Origin of the sequence: Streptomyces griseoaurantiacus, assembly GCF_036189845.1 — a bacterium.
GTDB classification, from domain to species: Bacteria; Actinomycetota; Actinomycetes; order Streptomycetales; family Streptomycetaceae; genus Streptomyces; species Streptomyces griseoaurantiacus.
Window position 1 is genome coordinate 6,426,749 of sequence record NZ_CP108326.1, and the last position, 21,671, is coordinate 6,448,419.

Below are 21,671 nucleotides of genomic sequence, written 5' to 3' on the forward strand. Positions count from 1 at the left end.
CCCCGGCGGATTCCGTACCAGGGCTCCCCGGGCTCCCGTCCGCCGGTTCCGTACCCGCAACGACGCATCGAGAGGTCCTCGCATGGCCACCGTCCTGTCCGTCTCCGGAAGCCCCTCCGCCACCTCCCGCACCGCCCGCCTGCTGCGCCATCTGGACCGGCGGCTCACCGCCCAGGGACACCGGGTGACCCCGCTGGACGTCCGCACCCTCCCCGCCGAGGCGCTGCTCCTGGCCGACTTCGGGCACCCGGCGATCGTCCGGGCCACCGCCCTGTTCGCGCAGGCGGACGGCATCGTGATCGGCACACCCGTCTACAAGGCCGCCTACTCCGGGCTGCTGAAGTCGCTGCTCGACCTGCTGCCGCAGTACGCCCTGGTCGGCAAGACCGTCCTCCCGCTGGCCACCGGGGGCACCACCGCCCACGTCCTGGCCATCGACTACGCCCTGCGCCCGGTCCTCGCGTCCATGGGCCCCGCGCACATCACGCCGGGCTGGTTCACGCTCGACAAGGACATCACGGTCGGCGAGGACGGCACCGCGAGCCTCGCCCCCGGTGCGGCGGAGGGGCTGGCCCGCGTCACGGACCAGTTCTCGGCGGCGCTCGGCGGGCGCACGACGGCGCTGGCGGCCACGGGCTGAGACCCGGGCCGCCGGGTCCGCCCCCCCCGCGGAACCCGAACACCTTCCACCGATCGGAGCCCCGCGTGTCCTCCCTCGTCTTCCACTGGTTCCTGCCCACCAACGGCGACAGCCGGCACGTCGTCGGCGGCAGCCACGGCACCCCCGTCACGCGCTCCGCGGGGGACCGGCCGCCCACCGTCGCCTATCTCGCCCAGATCGCCCGCGCCGCCGAGGACCTGGGCTTCGCCGGGGCGCTCACCCCGACGGGGGCCTGGTGCGAGGACGCCTGGCTGACCACCGCGATGGTCAGCCGGCACACCGAACGGCTGAAGTTCCTCGTCGCCTTCCGCCCGGGTTTCGTCTCGCCCACGCTCGCCGCGCAGATGGCCTCCACTTTTCAGCGACACTCCGGCGGGCGGCTGCTGCTCAACGTCGTCACCGGCGGGGAGAGTCACGAGCAGCGCGCCTACGGCGACTTCCTCGACAAGGACGCCCGCTATCACCGCACCGGCGAATTCCTCGGCATCGTGCGGGAGCTGTGGGAGGGCCGGACCGTGACGGCACGCGGCCGGCACCTCCACGTCGAGGAGGCACGGCTGACCCGGGTGCCCGATCCGCTCCCCGAGGTGTACTTCGGCGGCTCCTCGCCGATCGCGGGGGAGATCGCCGCCCAGCACGCCGACGTGTACCTGACCTGGGGCGAGCCGCCCGAGGCCGTCGCGGAGAAGATCGCCTGGATCCGGGGACTGGCCGCGCGGCAGGGCCGGGAGATCCGCTTCGGCATCCGGCTGCACGTCATCACGCGCGACACCGCCGAGCAGGCCTGGGCCGAGGCGGACCGGCTCCTCGACGGCTTCGACGCCGACACGGTCGCGGCCGTCCAGGCGGGGCTGGCCCGCAGCGAGTCGGAGGGCCAGCGGCGGATGCGCGCGCTGCACGGCGGCAGCCGCGACCGGCTGGAGATCCACCCCAACCTGTGGGCGGGCATCGGCCTGGTGCGCGGCGGCGCGGGCACGGCCCTGGTCGGCAGCCACACCGAGGTGGCCGCCCGGATCGAGGAGTACGCGGCCCTGGGCATCGAGGAGTTCGTGCTCTCCGGCTATCCGCACCTGGAGGAGGCCTACTGGTTCGGCGAGGGTGTCCTGTCGAGGCTGGAGGAGCGGGGGGTGTGGCGGCGACCGTGACGACGGTCATCGGAACGACATGTGCCGCGCCCCTTCTCACCTGGTGAGACGTTCGAGCGGGGGTGAGGCATGCGCACTTGACGAGGCCCCGCCGGAGGCAGAAACTCCAGTACGGTAACCCTACTGAACCAGTAGGGAATGAGCTCGCGTCCCACCATCCCCCGTGCCGTCACCGTTGCCGCGCCGCCCCCGTCGTCGTCGTTCCCGTTGCCCCGCCGTTCCCGCAGCCAGCACCCCAGGGAGACGCATGTCCGCCATATCCCCGACCGTCGTGCCGTCCTTCCGCGGCCGGATCGGCCGTGACGCGCGCAGCGGCTACTACGCCGCGCCCCGGCGCTACCGCCTCCACCTGTCGCCCTCCTGTCCGCACTGTCTGCGGATAGCTGTCACGCACAGCCTGCTCGGCCTCGACGACGTCCTCCCCGTCACGCCGCTGCCCGCCCTGCCCGACGCTCCGGACGGCGGCCACCGGGCGCTGCGCCCGCTGTACGAGGCCAGTTCGCACCAGCACCCCGGCCCGGCGGTGGCGCCGGTGCTGAGCGACGACTGGACCGGCACCATCGTCAGCACCCACACCCCCGGCATCCTCCGCGACCTGGTCCGGCGCTTCGGCAACCACGGCCCCGACCTGCGTCCCCGGGGCCGCGAGGAGGCCGTCGACGCCGTGGAGCGGCTCTGCGCCCAGGGCATCAACGAGGCCGCCCAGCGCGCCGGAGACTCCGAGGGCGACCCGGCGGAGCGCGAGGCCGCACTCGCCCTCCTGCTGCGCACCCTGGACTCCCTCGACACCCGCCTCGCCTCCCACGCGTACGTCGTGGGCGAGGAACTCACCCTCGCCGACGTCGAATTGTGGGCGGCGCTCGTCCAACTGGACGCCGTGCACCGCCATCACCTCGACGCCGCCGCCGTCCACCGCGTCACCGGGCACCCCCACGTCTGGGCCTACGCCCGACGCCTGACGGCCCGCCCGGCCTTCGGCCGGCACCTCGACCTCGACGCCCTCACGCGCAGGCACCACGCCCACTGCCGCGGTGTAGAGGCCGCGGGTGCCGCCGTCGCGATCGTGGACTGGCGGGCCTGCTTCCAGGAGGCCGGGCCCGAGATCCTGGAAGAGTCCGCCTCCTGAGGTCGGACAGCCCCGATGTGAGGGGATTCGGAAGACTCAGGTTTCCTTATCCACTCATGAATTGAGTAGCATCGGGCGTCCCTCGGTCCCCCCAAGGAAGGCAGACGTCCGCATGAGCAAGCTGGAGATCATCGTGGCGAGCACGCGCCCCGGGCGCGTCGGCCCGAGCGTCGCGCACTGGATCGAGTCGGAGGCCGCGGCGCACGGCGGCTTCGACGAGGTGGAGGTGGTGGACCTCGCCGAGGTGAACCTCCCCTTCATGAACGAACCCCACCACCCGCGGCTCGGCCGCTACACCCACCAGCACACCCGCGACTGGAGCGCCAAGGTCGCCGAGGCCGACGCCTTCGTGTTCGTCATGCCGGAGTACAACTACGGCTACAACGCCGAGCTGAAGAACGCGATCGACTACCTGCACAGCGAGTGGCAGTACAAGCCGGTGGGCATGGTCAGCTACGGCGGCGTCTCGGCGGGCACCCGCGCGGCACAGATGATCAAGCAGGTGGTGACCACCCTGAAGATGACGCCCGTCTTCGAGGCCGTCTCCATCCCCTTCGTGAACCAACTCCTCGACGAGGACAGGCGCCTGGTGCCCAACGACGTCATGACCGGCTCCGCGAAGGCGATGCTCGACGAACTCGTGCGCGTCACCGAGGCCCTGCGCCCGCTGCGCGCACCCGCCGCGCCATGACCACCGACCCGGCACCCGGCACGCTGGACGTCCACCCGGTCTGCGCGCGCTTCCACACGGCGATCGAACTGATCGGCGCGCGCTGGACCGGCGCGATCCTGCGGGCGCTGTTCACCGGTCAGTGCCGGTACGCGCAGATCAGGGACGCCGTGCCCGGACTCAGCGACACCATGCTGGCGCAACGCCTGCGCGAACTGCAGCGCGAGGGACTGATCGAGCGTCATGTCGTGCCGGAGACGCCGGTTCGGGTGCGGTACGACCTCACCGCCAAGGGCCGGGACCTGGAACCGGTCATCGAGGCGGTCATCACGTGGTCGCACACCTGGATCCCGCTGCCCGCCGCACCGGCCGGGGCGCCGGAAGGCGAGTGAGAGGGCCACCGGGCTCAGTCCGTCCCGGACACCGTGCGGCCCACCTCCGCATGCTCCGAGAATGCCGGGATCGCAAGGAGTGGAGTCGCGAAGAGTCGTCATGTATATGCCAGCAGAAATCGTATACACCGCGGCCCCGGCACGCCATTAATAGGTGACACGAGAAATTCCCGCCGGTGTGGAGATTCCGTGTGTCTTCACCTCGGCGGGAACCGGCGCCGAGGGGTGTGAAGTGGGGTGAAGCGCCCGGCGTGAAAGTGCATCAATCGGCCACTAACCACCCAATGTCCTCGGATGGTTGACAGTTTCCACTACCGCTTGAGAAGGTGAAGTGGATCAACATAACCGTTGAATTGCTTTTCGTAATTGCTCCTGTTCGGAGCGCGAGCGTTGACCGGGGTGTGGGATGTCTGGATCGCGTGGTGGTCGTCGTGACCTGATGGCCGGCCAGCTCGGCGTATGGCATGCGCAGCAACTGGACCCGGACAACCCGATCTACAACATGGCCGAGTACATAGAGATCCGGGGAACGGTCGACGCGCGCTTATTCGAGAAGGCCGTACGCACGGCCGTCTCCGAGATCGACTGTTTCGCCCTGCGCTTCGAGGAAGCCCCGGACGGCACGCCCCGCCAGTACGCCGCCCCGTCCACCGACTGGCCGTTCCACACCGTCGACCTCAGCGAGACCGAGGATCCGCGCGCCCGCGCCGCGGAATGGATGCGGGCGGATCTGCGTCGGCCCGTGGACCTGCGAGGCGGTGAGCTGTTCACCGAGGCCCTCCTCAAGATCGAGGACGGCCTCTTCTTCTGGTACCAGCGCATCCACCACATCATCGCCGACGGGCTCGCGGGCTCCCGCATCGCCTCCCATGTCGCCGCCGTCTACACGGCGTTGCGGGACGGCACCCTCCTCCCCGGCGAAGCCCTCCCCTCGGCCTCCGTCCTCATGGACGCCGACGCCGAGTACCGGGCCTCCGCGGACTTCGCACAGGACCGTCAATACTGGACGGAACGGCTGGCCGGCCTCCCCCGGGCGATCGGACTCAGCGGCCGCGAACCGTCCGGCACCCCCCGCGAACTGACCCGCCACACGCTCCACGTCCCGGCCGGTGCAGCCGCGGAACTCCGCTCCTCCGCGCGCCGCCTGGGGACGAGCGTTTCGGGCCTGGCACTGGCCGCGAACGCCGTATACATGCACCGCGCCACCGGCCAGGACGACCTCGTCCTCGGCGTTCCCGTCCTGGGCCGTAAAACCGCGCTGCGCGACATACCGGGAATGACCGCGAACATCATTCCCCTGCGCCTCGCGGTACGGCCGAAGGACACCGTCGGGGAACTCGTCAAGCAGGTGTCCCGCGGAGTGCGGGACGCCCTGAGGCATCAGCGATACCGCTACGAGGACATCCTCAGGGACCTGAAACTCGTGGGCGGCGGCGGACTCTATCCGCTCCTCGTCAATATCGTCTCCTTCGACTACGACCTGACATTCGGTGGCGCCCCCAGTCGCGCGCACTCACTCGGCGGCATCAATTTCAACGACCTGTCGATATCGGTGTACGACAGGTCGTCCGACGGCAGCATGTCCGTGGTCGCCGAGGGCAATCCCGAGCTGTACGACCCCGGGGCCGTGCGCGCGCACGCCGCGCAATTCCTCGACGTGCTGAACCGGCTGGCGCGGGCCGGGGCGGACGAACGCGTCCACCGGATCCCGCTGATGAGCGACTCCGAGCAGCGCCTCGTCCTGGAGCAGTGGAACGACACCGCCCGCGAGATACCGGCGGCGACCCTCCCGGAGCTGCTGCGGCCCTGGGCCGCCCGCACCCCGGACGCCCTCGCGGTGGTCCACGAGGGCACCGAGGTGACGTACGCGGACCTGCACGCGCGCGCCAACCGCCTCGCCCGGCTGCTGATCGACCGGGGCGCCGGCCCCGAGACACCGGTCGCAGTGATGCTGCACCGTTCCGTCGACCTGGTCGTCGCCCTCCTCGCGGTGCTCAAGGCGGGCGGCGCCTACGTGCCCGTGGACCCGGACCACCCCGCCGAACGCGTCACCTACGTCCTCGAGGACGCCCGGCCCCTGCTGGTGCTCACCAGCACGGACCTGGCCCCCCGCCTGGGCGAATCGCACCCGCCCCACCTCGCGGTCGACGCCCCCGAGACGCTCGCCGTACTCCGGGACCTCGAGGACACCGACCCCACCGACGCCGAGCGCCGGGCTCCGCTGCGGCCGGCCCATCCCGCCTACGTCATCTACACCTCCGGCTCCACCGGACGGCCCAAGGGCGTGGCCGTACCCCACGCGGGAGTCGTCAACTGGCTGACCTGGATGCAGGGCGCCTATCAACTCAGCTCCGAAGACCGGGTGCTGCAGAAGACACCCTTCGGCTTCGACGTGTCGGTACGTGAGTTCTTCTGGCCGCTCCTGCACGGCGCCAGGATCGTGGTCGCCAAGCCCTCGGGCCACCGCGACCCCGCATACCTCGCCGAACTGATCCGACGCGAGGGCGTCACGATCGCTCACTTCGTCCCCTCCCTGCTGCAGGTCTTCCTCCGCGAACCCACCGCGGCCGCCTGCACCACGCTGCGCGCCGTGTTCTGCAGCGGCGAGGCGCTCACCGGCGAGGTCGTCGGACAGTTCCGGGACGTGTTCGCCGGCCTGCCGCTGCACAACCTCTACGGGCCCACCGAGGCCTCGGTCGAGGTCACCGCCTGGACCTGCGAGGGCGACACCGGAGGCAGCGGTGTCCCCATCGGAGCACCGATCTGGAACACCCGTGTCCATGTGCTGGACGCCGCGCTGCGGCCGGTTCCGGTGGGTGTGGCGGGGGAGTTGTATCTCGCGGGGGCGGGGCTTGCCCGGGGGTATCTGGGCCGTCCGGGGATGACGGCGGAGCGGTTCGTGGCGAACCCGTACGGCGGTCCGGGGGAGCGGATGTACCGCACGGGTGATCTGGCCCGCTGGAACGTGGACGGTCAGGTCGAATACCTCGGCCGTACCGACGACCAGGTGAAGATCCGTGGTTTCCGGATCGAGCTGGGCGAGGTCGAGTCGGCGCTTGCCGCGCACTCCGGCGTCGCGCAGTCGGCGGTGGTGGTGCGCGAGGACCGCCCCGGCGACCGGCGTCTCGTCGGCTACCTGGTCGCGGTGGGTGGTCCGGAGAGCGTGGAGGTCGCCGCGGTACGCCGCCACGTGCAGGCCGTGCTTCCCGAGTACATGGTGCCCTCGGCGTTCGTGGTCCTCGACGCGCTGCCGTTGACCGTGAACGGCAAGCTCGACCGCAAGGCCCTGCCCGCTCCCGCGCATCAGGCGGCCGGGGGCGGCCGGGGACCGGCAACGGTCCAGGAGGAACTCCTCTGCACCGTGTTCGCCGACGTCCTGGGGCTGCCCGCCGTCGGCGTGGACGACCACTTCTTCGAGCTGGGCGGTCACTCGCTGCTGGCGACCCGGCTGGTGAGCCGCATCCGCTCGGTCCTCGGGACCGAGGTGCCCCTCCGGGCGGTCTTCGAGGCGCCCACCCCGGCCGCCCTCGCGGACCGGCTCACCTCCTCCGGCGAGCGGCGGCGGGCGCTGGTGCGGGCCGGGCGGACGGAGCGGACACCGCTCTCCTTCGCGCAGCAGCGGCTGTGGTTCCTGGGGGAGTTGGAGGGACCCTCGGCGACCTACAACATCCCCCTCGCCCTGCGCCTGACCGGATCGCTGGACGTCGACGCCCTGGAGAACGCCCTGCGTGACCTGGTCGAGCGGCACGAGGTGCTGCGGACCGTGTTCGCCACGGTGGCCGGGGAGCCGTACCAGCGCGTCCTCACCCTGGACGAGGCCGCGGTGTCCCTCCCCGTCCGGCGCGTGACCGATCTCGACGCCGCCCTCGCCGAGGCCGCGGACCACCGCTTCGACCTCGCGAGCCAGATCCCGCTGCGGGCCCGGCTCCTGGAGACGGGGCCCGAGGAGCACGTCCTGGTGCTCGTCGTGCACCACATCGCGGGCGACGGATGGTCCCTGGCCCCGCTCACACGCGACCTGTCGGCCGCCTACACGGCCCGCAAGGCCGGTCGCGCCCCCGCATGGGCAACGTTGTCGGTGCAGTACGCCGACTACAGCCAGTGGCAGCGGCAGCTGCTCGGCGAGGAGGGCGACGCGGACAGCGTGCTGGCCCGGCAGCTCGACCACTGGCGCGCGGCACTGGCCGACCTGCCGCAGGAACTGGCTTTGCCGTTCGACCGGCCGCGCCCCGCGCTCTCCTCCCACCGGGGCGGCACCGTCGGACTGACCGTCGACGCCCGCCTCCACGCCGCCGTGACGGAGCTGGCCAGGGCGGAGGGCGTGACGGTGTTCATGGTGCTGCAGGCGGCGCTGGCCGTCCTGCTGCACCGGCTCGGGGCCGGCGAGGACATCCCCCTCGGCACCCCGATCGCCGGCCGCACCGACGAGGCACTGGACGATCTGGTCGGCTTCTTCGTCAACACCCTCGTCCTGCGCTCGGACCTGTCCGGCGCCCCGACCTTCGCGCAACTGCTGGCCAGGACCCGCGAGACGGACCTCGCCGCCTACACCCACCAGGACGTGCCCTTCGAGCGGCTGGTGGAGGACCTCGCCCCCGCCCGGTCGATGGCCCGCCACCCGCTGTTCCAGGTCATGCTCACCCTCCAGAACACCGCAGCGGCCCGGCTCGACCTGCCCGGACTGCACGTCGAGACGCTGCCCGCGGGCCCCCTGCCCGCCAAGTTCGACCTGGACCTCCAGATCGCCGAGCGGACCGCCGAGGACGGCACGGCGGCCGGTCTGGCCGGATCGCTCACCTACGCCACGGACCTGTTCGACCACGCGAGCGCCGAGGCCGTCGTGCGGCGCTTCGTCCTCGTCCTTCGGGCGGTGGTCGCCGACCCGTCGGTGCCCGTCACCCGGGTCGACGTCCTGCAGCCCGGCGAGCGGGAGCGGCTCCTGCCGAGGCCGAGCGAGGACACCACGCCCGCGCCGGCGCCCACCACGCTGGTCGACCTCATCGAGGCGCAGGTAGCACGCACCCCGGACGCGACCGCGCTCGTCCACGACGACAGCGGGCTGACCTACGCCGAGATGAACGCGCGCGCCAACCGGCTCGCCCGCGCCCTCGTGGACAGGGGAGCCCGGCCGGAGGCACGCGTGGCGGTGCTCATGGACCGCTCCGCCGACCTCGTCGTCGCACTCCTCGCGGTGATCAAGACCGGGGCCGCCTACGTGCCCGTCGACCCGGCCCACCCCGCCGACCGCGTCGGATACATGCTGCGCGACGCCGGGGTCGAGCTGCTGGTCACCCACCGGGCCCTCTCCGACACGGTAGACGAGGGCGTGGCACGCCTCGTGACCGACGCGACCGAGACCGTGCACGTCCTGGCCGCCCAGGGCGCGGGCGACCTCACGCAGGAGGAGCGGGGAGCGGCCCTCCTGCCCGACCACCCCGCCTACGTCATCTACACCTCCGGCTCCACCGGACGTCCCAAGGGCGTCGTGGTGAGCCACGCGGCGGTCACCCACTACCTGGACTGGGCCCTCCGCGCCTACCCCGGCCTGGGCGGGCGGACGGTGCTGCACTCCTCGGCCGCCTTCGACCTGACCGTCACCCCCCTGTACGGCACCCTGCTCGCGGGCGGCACACTGCGCATCGCGGACCTCCGGGAAGGACTTCCCGCCGGGCCGGCGCCCACCTTCCTCAAGGTGACCCCGAGTCACCTCGGCCTGCTGGCCGAGGAGCCCACCGGGGCGTTCGAACGGGGAGACCTCGTCGTCGGCGGGGAGCACCTCACGGGCGAGCAGCTCACCCGGTGGCGGTCCGCGCACCCGGACGTCCTCGTGACCAACGAGTACGGCCCCACCGAGGCGGCCGTCGGGTGCGTCACCTTCACCCTCGGCCCCGGGGAGCCGGACACGACGGGCGGCATCCCCATCGGCCGGCCCGCACCGCACACGGGAGTCCTCGTCCTGGACGCGGGGCTGCGGCCGGTACCGCCGGGGGTTGCCGGTGAGTTGTACCTCGCCGGTGCCCAGCTCGCGCGCGGCTACCTGGACCGGCCGGGACTGACGGCGGAACGGTTCGTCGCGAACCCGTACGGCGGTCCGGGTGAGCGGATGTACCGCACCGGCGACCTGGCCCGCTGGAACGGGGACGGGGAGCTGGAGTACCTCGGGCGGACCGACGACCAGGTGAAGATCCGTGGTTTCCGGATCGAGCTGGGCGAGGTCGAGGCGGCGCTTGCCGCGCACCCCGGCGTCGCACGGTCGGCGGTGGTGGTGCGCGAGGACCGCCCCGGTGACCGTCGACTGGTCGCCTACATCGTGCCCGCCACCGGCAACCCCGGCGGCGTCGACACCGTGGCCCTGCGCGCCCACCTCGGCTCCGTGCTGCCGGAGTACATGGTGCCCTCGGCCCTGGTGGCTCTCGACGCGCTGCCGTTGACGGTGAACGGCAAGCTCGACCGTGCGGCCCTGCCCGCCCCGGAGTACCGGGCGTCCGGCGACGGCCGGGGACCGGCGACGGTCCAGGAGGAACTGCTGTGCTCGGTGTTCGCCGAGGTGCTGGGTCTGCCCGCGGTCGGCGTGGACGACAACTTCTTCGAGCTCGGCGGTCATTCGCTGCTGGCGACCCGGCTGGTGAGCCGTATCCGTTCGGTCTTCGGGGCCGAGGTGCCCGTCCGCGCGGTCTTCGAGGCGCCCACCCCTGCCGTTCTGGTGAGCCGGCTGACGACGTCCACGGCACGAAGGCGCCCGCTCGTGCGGGGCGAGCGCGCGGAGCGCATGCCCTTGTCGTTCGCCCAGCAGCGGCTGTGGTTCCTGGGGGAGTTGGAGGGGCCGTCGGCGACCTACAACATTCCGGTGGCTGTGCGGTTGACCGGTGTGCTGGAGGTGGAGGCGTTGCGTTCGGCGTTGGCCGACGTGGTGGGCCGCCACGAGGTGTTGCGGACGGTCTTCACCGCCGATGAGGGTGTTCCCCGGCAGCGGATTCTTCCTGCGCCCGAGTCTTTCGAGTTGCCGGTGACCGTTGTGGAGCGTTCGGGTGTGGAGCGGGCTGTCGCGGGGTTGGCGGTGCGTGCGTTTGATCTGGCGGCGGAGATGCCCCTGCGGGCGTGGTTGTTGAGGGTGGCGCCGGATGAGCACGTCCTGCTGATGGTGGTGCATCACATCGCCGGTGATGGTTGGTCGATGGGGCCGTTGGCGCGGGATGTGTCGGTGGCGTATCGGGCGTGTGTGGCGGGTGGTGTGCCGGGGTGGGCTCCGTTGGTGGTGCAGTACGCGGATTACACGTTGTGGCAGCGGGAGTTGCTGGGTGAGGAGGGTGATCCGGGCAGTGTTCTGAGTGAGCAGTTGGCGTTCTGGCGGAAGGCTTTGGACGGGGTGCCGCAGGAGTTGGCGTTGCCGTTCGACCGTCCGCGTCCGGCGGTGGCCTCGCATCGTGGTGGGCGGGTGGAGATCCGTGTTCCGGCGGAGGTCCACGCCCGGGTCGCGGAGTTGGCGCGTGCCGAGGGTGTGACGGTGTTCATGGTGCTGCAGGCCTCGCTTGCGGTGCTGTTGTCCCGGATGGGTGCGGGCTCCGATATTCCGGTGGGTACGCCGGTGGCGGGGCGTACGGACGAGGCTTTGGACGAGTTGGTCGGGTTCTTCGTGAACACGCTGGTGATGCGCACGGATCTTTCCGGTGACCCGACGTTCGTGGAGCTGTTGGAGCGGGTGCGGGAGAACGGGCTGGGGGCCCTCGCGCACCAGGACGTGCCCTTCGAGCGGCTGGTGGAGGATCTGGCTCCGGCCCGGTCGATGGCCCGCCACCCGCTGTTCCAGGTCATGCTCGCCCTGCAGAACACCGCCCCCGCCGACCTCGACCTCCCCGGCATCCACACCGAGCTTCTGCCCACCGGAGAGCCGGTGGCCAAGTTCGACCTGTCGTTCGCTCTCACCGAAAGCTTCGGCATCGCGACCGAGACCGCGACCGAGACCGCGATCGGCACCGACACCGCGACCGGTGCCGATGCCACGACGGGCACCGAGATCGAGACCCGCACCGAGACCCCGACCGGCACCGAAGCGGAGACCGCGCGTCGCCGCCCGGCCGGTCTGCTCGGCGCCGTCGACTACGCCGCCGACCTGTTCGAGCACGACACGGTACAGGCACTGGCCGACCGGTTCGTCCGCGTCCTGGACGCCCTCACCAGGGAACCGCACCGGCACGTCGGCACCGTCGACATCCTGGACCCGGCGGAGCGGCACCGTCTCCTCGTCGGCTGGAACGACTCCGCCCGCGAGGTCCCGGCGGCCACGCTGCCCGAGCTGTTCCAGGCCCAGGCCGCCCGTACCCCCGAGGCGCCCGCCGTGGTGTTCGCCGGCACCGAGGTGACCTACGCCGAGCTCAACGCCCGCGCGAACCGGCTGGCCCGGCTGCTGATCGAGCGGGGGGTGGGCCCCGAGTCGCCGGTGGCGGTGATGGTGCACCGCTCGGTCGACCTCGTCCTCGGCTTCCTGGCGATCACGAAGGCGGGCGGTGCCTACCTTCCCGTGGACCCGGACTACCCGGCCGAGCGGGTCGCCTATGTCCTCGAGGACGCCCGGCCCGCGCTGGTGCTCACCAGCACGGACCTGGCCCCCCGTCTGGGCGAGACGCCCCCGTCCCACCTCGTGGTCGACGCGCCCGAGACGCTCGCCGTACTCCGGGGCTTCGAGGACACCGACCTCACCGACGCCGAGCGCCGGGCCCCGCTGCGGCCGGCCCATCCCGCCTACGTCATCTACACCTCCGGCTCCACCGGACGGCCCAAGGGTGTGACCGTCACTCACCAGGGGCTGCCGAGTGTGGCCGCCGCGCAGGCCGTGGACCTGGGGATCACCCCCGGCACCCGCATGCTCCAGTTCGCGTCGATGAGCTTCGACGCGTCGGTGTGGGAGACGGTGACGGCCCTGTGCAACGGGGCCTGCCTGGTGTCGGCCCCGTCGCACGACCTCCTCCCCGGACCGGCGCTCGTCCGCCTGGTCGCCGAGCACCAGGTCACGCACGCGATGCTGACCCCCGCCGTGCTGGCGCTGCTGGATCCCGAGGAACTGCCCACGCTCAGGACCCTCGTCACCGGCGGCGAGGCCGTCGGCCAGAGCGTGGTCGAGAGCTGGGCGCCCGGACGCCGGCTCGTCAACGCCTACGGTCCGACGGAGTCCACCGTCTGCGCCACCTCCGCCGGCCCGCTGTCCCCCGGTCCGACGGGCCCATCCATCGGCGGCCCCGTCCCCAACTCCCGTGCCTACGTGCTGGATGCGGCCCTGCGGCCGGTGCCGCCGGGTGTGGGGGGCGAGCTGTACGTCGCCGGGGCGGGCCTGGCCCGCGGCTATCTCGGCCGCTCCAGGCTGACGGCGGAACGGTTCGTCGCGAACCCGTACGGCGTGCCGGGGGAGCGGATGTACCGCACCGGCGACCTGGCCCGCTGGAACGCGGACGGGGAGCTGGAGTACCTCGGGCGGACCGACGACCAGGTGAAGATCCGTGGTTTCCGGATCGAGCTGGGCGAGGTCGAGGCCGCGCTGGCCGCGCACCCCGCCGTCGGCCGGTCGACGGTCCTGGTGCGCGAGGACCGCCCCGGCGACCGGCGTCTGGTCGGCTATCTCGTGCCCGCGGGCGGTCGCACGGACGAGGTCGACACCGCGGCCCTCCGCGCCCACCTCGGCGGCACGCTCCCGGAGTACATGGTGCCCTCGGCCCTCGTCGTCCTCGACGCGCTGCCGCTGACGGTGAACGGCAAGCTCGACCGCAAGGCCCTGCCCGTCCCCGACCATCGGGCCGCCGGCGGCGGCCGCGGACCGGCCACCGTCGAGGAGGAGATCCTCTGCTCGGTCTTCGCCGAGGTGCTGGGACTCCCCGCGGTCGGCGTGGACGAGAACTTCTTCGAACTGGGCGGCCACTCCCTGCTCGCCGTGCGCGTGGTCGAACTGCTCCGCGCCCGGGGGGTGTCCATCGACGTACGGTCGCTGTTCGCGGCGCCGACGGCGGCCGGACTGGCCGCGGCGGGCGGCCGGGCCGAGGTGCCGGTCCCGGAGAACCGGATACCCGCCGAGGCCACGGCTCTCTCGCCCGACATGCTCCCCCTGGTGGACCTGACCCGCGCGGAGCTCGACCGGATCGTGGCCCGCGTCCCGGGCGGAGCCCCGAACGTGGCGGACGTGTACCCGCTGGCCCCGCTGCAGGAGGGCATCCTCTTCCACCACCTCATGGGGGAGTCCGGCGACGCGGCCGACGTGTACGTGCTGCCGGTGCTGCTGGGCTTCGACTCCCCGCAGCGCCTCGACGGATTCGTGGCCGCCCTGCAGCGGGTCGTCGACCGGCACGACATCCTGCGCACCGCCGTCCTGTGGGAAGGACTGCGCGAACCGGTCCAGGTGGTGGCGCGCCGCGCCACGATCCCCGTGACCGGCGTCGACCTCCCCGAAGGGCCCGACGAGGAGGCGGCCGGCCGCATGCTCGCCGCATGCCCCGGGACGATGGACATCGGCCGGGCACCGCTGATCCGCGTGTACCGGGCGAACACCCCGGTGAACGGCCAGTGGCTCGCTCTCGTGCAGGCCCACCACCTGATCGCGGACCACACCACCCTCGACGTGCTGCTGAGGGAGGTGCGGGCCTTCCTCACGGGCCGTGAGGACACCCTGCCCGTCCCCCTGCCGTTCCGGAACTTCGTCGCCCAGTCCCGGCTGCGGGTGACGGAGGAGGAACACAAGCGGCACTTCTCCGCCCTGCTCGGCGACGTCACCGAGCCCACCGCACCGTTCGGCCTGCTCGACGTGCGCGGCGACGGCACCGGCGTGACGGAGACCCGCCGCGTGATGGACACCGGTCTGTCGCGGCGGCTGCGGGAGCAGTCACGCCGGCTGGGCGTGAGCCCGGCCACGATCCTGCACGTCGTCTGGGCGCGGGTACTGGCCGCCACCTCCGGCCGCGAGGACGTCGTCTTCGGCACGGTCCTCTTCGGCCGCATGGCCGCGGGGAGCGGCGCCGACCGCGTCCTCGGCCTGTTCATCAACTCCCTGCCGGTCCGCGTCCGGACCCACGAGGCCCGGGTGGAGGACACCGTCCGGTCGGTGCAGAACCAGCTCGCCGACCTGCTCGTCCACGAACACGCCCCGCTCAAACTCGCCCGGCAGGCAGGCGGCATCAAGGCGGACACCCCCCTGTTCACCTCCCTGTTCAACTACCGGCACTCCCCGAGCACCGAGCCGGGAACGGAACACGGCCTCGACGGCGTCGAGTTGCTCTACGACCAGGAGCGGACGAACTACCCGATCGGCCTGAGCGTCGACGACACCGGCGAGGACTTCGCCCTCGCCCTCCAGGCCGCCGAGCCCGTCTCGGGCACCGCCCTGTGCGCCATGGTCCACACCGCCGCCGAAGGCGTCGTCACCGCCCTGGAGGAGGCCCCGGACCGGTTGATCGGCACCGTGGACGTCCTCGGCCCCGGGGAGCGGCACCGCGTACTGACCGACTGGAACGACTCCGCCCGCGAGGTCCCGGCGGCCACGCTGCCCGAGCTGTTCCAGGCCCAGGCCGCCCGCACCCCCGAGGCGCCCGCCCTCGCCTTCGGGGACGTGGAACTGACCTACGCCGAGCTCAACGCCCGCGCCAACCGGCTCGCCCGGCTGCTGATCGAGCGAGGAGTGGGCCCCGAGTCGCCGGTGGCGGTGATGGTGCACCGCTCGGTCGACCTCGTCCTCGGCTTCCTCGCGGTGACGAAGGCGGGCGGCGCCTATCTGCCCCTCGACCCGGACTACCCGGCCGAACGCCTCGCCTACGTCCTCGACGACGCCCGGCCCTCCCTGATGCTCACGAGCAGCGACCTCGCGGGCCGGCCCGCCGCGGGGAAGGTCTCCCTGCTGGTCGTGGACGCCCCCGAAACCGTCGCCGCACTGCGGGAGTTCGCGGACACCGATCCCGTCGACGCCGAGCGCCGGGCCCCGCTGCGGCCGGCGCATCCCGCCTACGTCATCCACACCTCCGGCTCCACCGGACGGCCCAAGGGCGTGACCGTCACCCACCGGGGACTGCCGAGCCTCGCGGCCGAACAGGCGGAGCACCTCGCGCTCTCACCGGGCAGCCGGGTCCTGCAGTTCGCGTCGATGAGCTTCGACGCGTCGGTGTGGGAGACGGTGATGGCGCTGTGCAGCGGGGCCTGCCTGGTGTCGGCCCCGTCCCCCGAGCTGATGCCGGGACCGGCGCTCGTCCGCCTGGTCGCCGAGCGTGGCGTCACCCACGCCACGCTGCCCCCCGCGGCACTGGCACTCATGGAGCCGGACAGCCTGCCCTCGCTCACGACCCTCGTCACCGCCGGTGAGGCGCTGCCCCGGAACCTCGCCGCGGGCTGGTCGGCCGGACGCCGGCTCGTCAACGCGTACGGTCCGACGGAGTCCACCGTCTGCGCCACCACCACCGGGCCGCTGTCCCCCGAGGACCCCACCACTCCGCCCATCGGCACCCCCATCGTCAACACCGGTGTCTATGTCCTGGACGCCGCGCTGCGGCCGGTTCCGGTGGGTGTGGCGGGGGAGTTGTATCTCGCGGGGGCGGGGCTCGCCCGGGGGTATCTGGGCCGTCCGGGGATGACGGCGGAGCGGTTCGTGGCGAACCCGTACGGTGTGCCGGGTGAGCGGATGTACCGCACGGGTGACCTGGCCCGTTGGAACGCGGACGGTCAGGTCGAATACCTCGGCCGTACCGACGACCAGGTGAAGATCCGTGGTTTCCGGATCGAGCTGGGCGAGGTCGAGTCGGCGCTTGCCGCGCACTCCGGCGTCGCGCAGTCGGCGGTGGTGGTGCGCGAGGACCGCCCCGGCGACCGGCGTCTCGTCGGCTACCTGGTCGCGGTGGGTGGTCCGGAGAGCGTGGAGGTCGCCGCGGTACGCCGCCACGTGCAGGGTGTGCTTCCCGAGTACATGGTGCCCTCGGCGTTCGTGGTCCTCGACGCGCTGCCGTTGACGGTGAACGGCAAGCTCGACCGCAAGGCCCTGCCCGCCCCGGACCACCGGGCCGGCGATGCCGGCCGAGGACCGGCGACGGTCCAGGAAGAGCTGCTGCGTACGGTGTTCGCCGATGTCCTGGGCCTGCCCACCGTCGGCATGGACGACAACTTCTTCGAGCTCGGCGGCCACTCCCTCCTCGCCGTGCAGCTCATCAACAGGGCCCGGACGGCACTGGGCGTGGAACTCCCGATGCGGGCCCTGTTCGAGGCCCCGACCGTGGCCGCCCTCGCGCAGCGGCTCACCGATACGGGCACGGCACGTCCCGCGCTGACGGCGAGGACACGCCCCGACACCCTGCCGCTCTCCTTCGCGCAGCAGCGCCTGTGGTTCCTGGGGGAGTTGGAGGGGCCGTCGGCGACCTACAACATTCCGGTGGCTGTGCGGTTGACCGGTGTGCTGGAGGTGGAGGCGTTGCGTTCGGCGCTGGCCGACGTGGTGGGCCGCCACGAAGTCTTGCGGACGGTCTTCACCGCCGACGAGGGTGTTCCCCGGCAGCGGATCATTCCCCCCTCCGACTCCTTCGAGCTGCCGGTGACCGTTGTGGAGCGCTCGGATGTGGAGCGGGCTGTCGCGGAGTTGGCGGTGCGTGCCTTTGATCTGGCGGCGGAGATACCCCTGCGGGCGTGGTTGTTGAGGGTGGCGCCGGATGAGCACGTCCTGCTGATGGTGGTGCATCACATCGCGGGTGATGGTTGGTCGATGGGGCCGTTGGCGCGGGATGTGTCGGTGGCGTATCGGGCGCGTGTGGCGGGTGGTGTGCCGGGGTGGAATCCGCTGGCGGTGCAGTACGCGGACTACACGTTGTGGCAGCGGGAGTTGCTGGGTGAGGAGGGTGATCCGGGCAGTGTCCTGAGTGAGCAGTTGGCGTTCTGGCGGAAGGCTTTGGACGGGGTGCCGCAGGAGTTGGCGTTGCCGTTCGACCGTCCGCGTCCGGCGGTGGCCTCGCATCGTGGTGGGCGGGTGGAGATGTGCATTCCCGCCGAAGTCCACGCCCGGATCGCGGAGTTGGCGCGTGCCGAGGGTGTGACGGTGTTCATGGTGCTGCAGGCCTCGCTTGCGGTGCTGTTGTCCCGGATGGGTGCGGGCTCCGACATTCCGGTGGGTACGCCGGTGGCGGGGCGTACGGACGAGGCTGTGGACGAGTTGGTCGGGTTCTTCGTGAACACGCTGGTGATGCGCACGGATCTTTCCGGTGACCCGACGTTCGTGGAGCTGTTGGAGCGGGTGCGGGAGAACGGGCTGGGGGCTTTCGCGCATCAGGACGTGCCCTTCGAGCGGCTGGTGGAGGATCTGGCTCCGGCCCGGTCGATGGCCCGCCACCCCCTCTTCCAGGTCATGCTCGCCCTGCAGAACACCGCCCCCGCCGACCTCGACCTCCCCGGCATGCGCGCGGAACCCTTCCCCACCGGTGAACCGCCCGCCAAGTTCGACCTGTTCCTCAGCCTGAGCGAGACCTTCAGCGCCGCCTCCGGAGGCGGCGGGGGCGGTCGTCCCGCCGGTCTGCTCGGCGGTGTCGACTACGCCGTCGACCTGTTCGAGCACGACACGGTGCAGGCACTGGCCGACCGGTTCGTCCGCGTCCTGGACACCCTCACCAGGGAACCGGGCCGGCGGGTCGGCCAGGTGGAGGTGCTGTCGGCGGAGGAGCGGCACCGGGTGGTGACCGGGTGGAACGACACCGCCCGCGAGGTGCCCGCGGCCACGCTGCCCGAGCTGTTCCAGGCCCAGGCCGCCCGCACCCCCGACACGGTCGCGGTGGCGTCCGGCGGCGCCGAGATCACCTACGCGCAGCTCGACGGGCGTGCGAACCGGCTCGCCCGGCTGCTCGTCCGTCGCGGGATCGGTCCGGAGGACATCGTCGGGCTGGCCGTGCCGCGCTCGGTGGACCTGATCGTCGCCCTGCTCGCGGTGCTCAAGTCGGGCGCCGGTTACCTGCCGATCGACCCCGAGTACCCGGCCGAGCGGATCGCCTTCATGCTGGCCGACGCCGACCCCGCGCTGACACTCACCACGAGTGCGGTCGCCGCTCGCCCGGCCGCCGGGCCCACCCTGCTGCTGGACGACCCCGAGGTCCTCACCGCGCTCGACGCCCTGCCGGCCGGCGCCCCGGACGACGGCGAACGCACCACCCCGCTGCTGCCGCAGCATCCGGCCTACCTGATCTACACCTCCGGGTCGACCGGGCGACCGAAGGGGGTGGTGATGCCCGGGGGCGCGCTGGTCAACCTGCTCTCCTGGCACGCGTCCGCCGTCCCCGCGGAACCCGGCGCGCGGGTCGCCCAGTTCACGGCGATCAGCTTCGACGTCTCGGCCCAGGAGGTCCTCTCGGCGCTCCTGGACGGCAAGACCCTCGTCATCCCGGACGAGGAGACCCGGCGGGACCCGGAGGCCTTCGTGACCTGGCTCGGGGAGCAGCGGATCACCGAGCTGTACGCGCCGACCATGCTCCTCGACGCCCTGGGCGAGGCCGTGGCGGAGCGGGGCACCCCACTGCCGCGGCTCCGGCACGTCGCCCAGGCCGGCGAGGCCCTCGTCCTCGGTGAGCGGGTCCGCGAGCTGTGCGGGGAGCCCGGCACGGTGCTGCACAACCACTACGGCCCGTCCGAGACCCATGTGGTGACCGCCCACACCCTGCCCGGTGACCGGGAGACCTGGCCCCGGGGCGCCGCGCCCCTCGGCCGCCCGGTGTGGAACACCCGCGTCCACGTCCTCGACGCGGCCCTGCGGCCCGTCCCGGTGGGTGTCGCGGGGGAACTCTACGTCTCCGGCGCCCCACTGGCCCGCGGCTACCACGCACGTCCGGCGCTGACCGCGCAGCGGTTCGTGGCCAGTCCGTTCTCCCCGGGGGAACGGATGTACCGCACCGGCGACCTCGCCCGCTGGACCACGGACGGGGAGCTGGAGTACCTGGGCCGCACCGACGACCAGGTGAAGGTGCGCGGCTTCCGGATCGAGCTGGGCGAGGTCGAGGCCGCGCTGGCCGCGCATCCGTCCGTGGCCCGGGCGGCGGCGGTGGTGCGGGAGGACCGCCCCGGCGACCGGCGACTCGTCGGCTACCTCGTCCCCGCCGACCGCACGGACGGCATCGACACCGCCGGCCTGCGCGCCCACCTCGGTGCCCGGCTGCCGGAACACATGGTGCCCTCCGCGCTGGTGGTTCTGGAGAGCCTGCCGCTGACGGCGAACGGGAAGCTGGACCGGCGGGAGCTGCCCGCGCCGGATCACACGGCGTCCGCCGCGGGCCGGCGGCCCTCCACGGTCCAGGAGGAGATCCTGTGCCGCGTCTTCGCCGAGGAGCTGAACGTGCCGCACATCGGCGTCACGGACAACTTCTTCGAACGCGGGGGTCATTCGCTCCTGGCGGTCAGGCTGGTGCGCCGCATCCGCGCGGTCATGGGCGTCGACGTCTCCGTCCAGACCCTGATGGAATCACCCAGCGTCGAGGGACTCGCCCACCGGCTGAGCCTTCCCGCGACGGACGAGTCGCTCCGCACCCTGCTCCCCATCAGGACGCACGGCAGCCGGCCGCCCCTCTTCTGCGTGCACCCGCGCTCCGGGCTGAGTTGGTGCTTCGCCCCGCTGGCCGCCTTCGTTCCCCCCGAGGTCCCCCTGTACGGCCTGCAGGCCCGCGACGCCGACGCCTCGGGTGAACTGCCGGGCTCCATCCGGGAGATGGCCGAGGAGTACGTCGCGGAACTGCGGACCGTGCGGCCCTCGGGCCCGTACCATCTGCTGGGCTGGTCGATGGGCGGCCGGGTGGCCCACGAGATGGCCGTGCAACTGCGGGAGGACGGCCAGGAGGTGGCCCTCGTCATCATGGGAGGCTACGCGCCCGCGCCCGAGGACACCCCCGGCACGGACGAGGCCGTCAAGGAGTCCGCGGAACTGCTGCGCCGCGCGATGTACGAGCGCGCCGGACTCGACCCCGACGCCCCGGCCGAGGAGTCGGACACCCTCGACGAGGCACCCGACCTCCGCGACCTCGCCGGACTCCCGGACCACTTCCGTGCCGAGATCTCCAAGGACGAGGCCGCCGTCCGGGCGAGGATCATCGCCAACAACACCCGCGTCTACGTCGGCCACCGCCCCCGCGTGTTCGACGGCGACGTCCTCTTCCTCTCGTCCGAGGAACTCGAGGACGGCTGGGGCCGGGCCATGTGGCAGCCCTACACCACCGGCCGCATCAGCGAGGCCCGACTGCCGTGCACGCACGACGAGATGGCCGATCCCCCCATGCTCCCGCTGCTGTGGAACGCCGTCGCCGCATGGCTGCCCACGACAGACGGTGACCGTAAGGAAGAACCCCCCACCACCCCCGGGGCGAAGGACAGGAGCGAAGGATGACGAACCCCTTCGAGGACGAGGACGCCGACTACCTCGTGCTGAGGAACGAGGAGGGCCAGTACTCGCTGTGGCCCACCTTCGTCGACGTGCCGGACGGCTGGGAGCCCGTCTTCGGCGAGGCGCCACGTCAGGCGTGCCTCGACCACATCGAGGAGAACTGGACGGACATGCGGCCCAAGAGCCTGGTGGACGCCATGACCACCGACTGAGCGCGCCCCGGGAGCCGGTGGCGGGGACCGACGCCCCGCCGCCGGCTCCCGCCGCGGAACGTGCCGTCCAGGACCGCCGGTGCACGACTCCGCCCGGCAGAGAGGAAGATCA

General features: G+C 72.3%; 7 protein-coding genes. All 7 read left to right on the plus strand.

The features are described from left to right. Positions 1-82 precede the first annotated feature (82 nt). The 7 genes from ssuE to OHB09_RS28455 all read left to right on the plus strand — a co-directional run bounded on the left by ssuE (position 83) and on the right by OHB09_RS28455 (position 21,559). Positions 83-640: an NADPH-dependent FMN reductase gene (gene ssuE / locus OHB09_RS28425; protein WP_191851749.1), complete on the plus strand. Its 558-nt coding sequence runs from the start codon at positions 83-85 to the stop codon at positions 638-640. A gap of 65 nt (positions 641-705) precedes the next feature. After that, a complete protein-coding gene (locus OHB09_RS28430; RefSeq protein ID WP_328922751.1) occupies positions 706-1,806 on the plus strand; it encodes an LLM class flavin-dependent oxidoreductase in 1,101 nt (366 codons plus the stop codon). 247 nt (positions 1,807-2,053) lie between these two features. After that, entirely contained in the window at positions 2,054-2,932 is an 879-nt protein-coding gene (locus OHB09_RS28435; RefSeq protein ID WP_319119311.1) for a glutathione S-transferase C-terminal domain-containing protein, read from the plus strand. 112 nt (positions 2,933-3,044) lie between these two features. After that, positions 3,045-3,623 carry an NADPH-dependent FMN reductase gene (locus OHB09_RS28440; protein ID WP_167796188.1) on the plus strand — a complete coding sequence of 193 codons (579 nt, stop codon included), beginning with the start codon at positions 3,045-3,047 and terminating at the stop codon, positions 3,621-3,623. After that, complete coding sequence (locus OHB09_RS28445; RefSeq protein ID WP_191891489.1) at positions 3,620-3,994, plus strand: winged helix-turn-helix transcriptional regulator; 375 nt, start codon at positions 3,620-3,622, stop codon at positions 3,992-3,994. The genes OHB09_RS28440 and OHB09_RS28445 overlap by 4 nt, the downstream gene beginning before the upstream one ends. A 406-nt stretch (positions 3,995-4,400) precedes the next feature. Then, positions 4,401-21,350: a non-ribosomal peptide synthetase gene (locus tag OHB09_RS28450; RefSeq protein ID WP_328922752.1), complete on the plus strand. Its 16,950-nt coding sequence runs from the start codon at positions 4,401-4,403 to the stop codon at positions 21,348-21,350. Next, positions 21,347-21,559, plus strand: coding sequence for an MbtH family protein (locus OHB09_RS28455; RefSeq protein WP_006141080.1), 213 nt, complete (start codon positions 21,347-21,349; stop codon positions 21,557-21,559). The genes OHB09_RS28450 and OHB09_RS28455 overlap by 4 nt, the downstream gene beginning before the upstream one ends. The last annotated feature ends 112 nt before the right edge of the window (positions 21,560-21,671 follow it).

Coding starts and splice junctions, on each gene's coding strand:
- ssuE (WP_191851749.1), top strand. CDS start 83: ATGGCCACCGTCCTGTCCGTCTCCGGAAGCCCCTCCGCCACCTCCCGC.
- OHB09_RS28440 (WP_167796188.1), top strand. CDS start 3,045: ATGAGCAAGCTGGAGATCATCGTGGCGAGCACGCGCCCCGGGCGCGTC.
- OHB09_RS28435 (WP_319119311.1), top strand. CDS start 2,054: ATGTCCGCCATATCCCCGACCGTCGTGCCGTCCTTCCGCGGCCGGATC.
- OHB09_RS28450 (WP_328922752.1), top strand. CDS start 4,401: ATGTCTGGATCGCGTGGTGGTCGTCGTGACCTGATGGCCGGCCAGCTC.
- OHB09_RS28445 (WP_191891489.1), top strand. CDS start 3,620: ATGACCACCGACCCGGCACCCGGCACGCTGGACGTCCACCCGGTCTGC.
- OHB09_RS28455 (WP_006141080.1), top strand. CDS start 21,347: ATGACGAACCCCTTCGAGGACGAGGACGCCGACTACCTCGTGCTGAGG.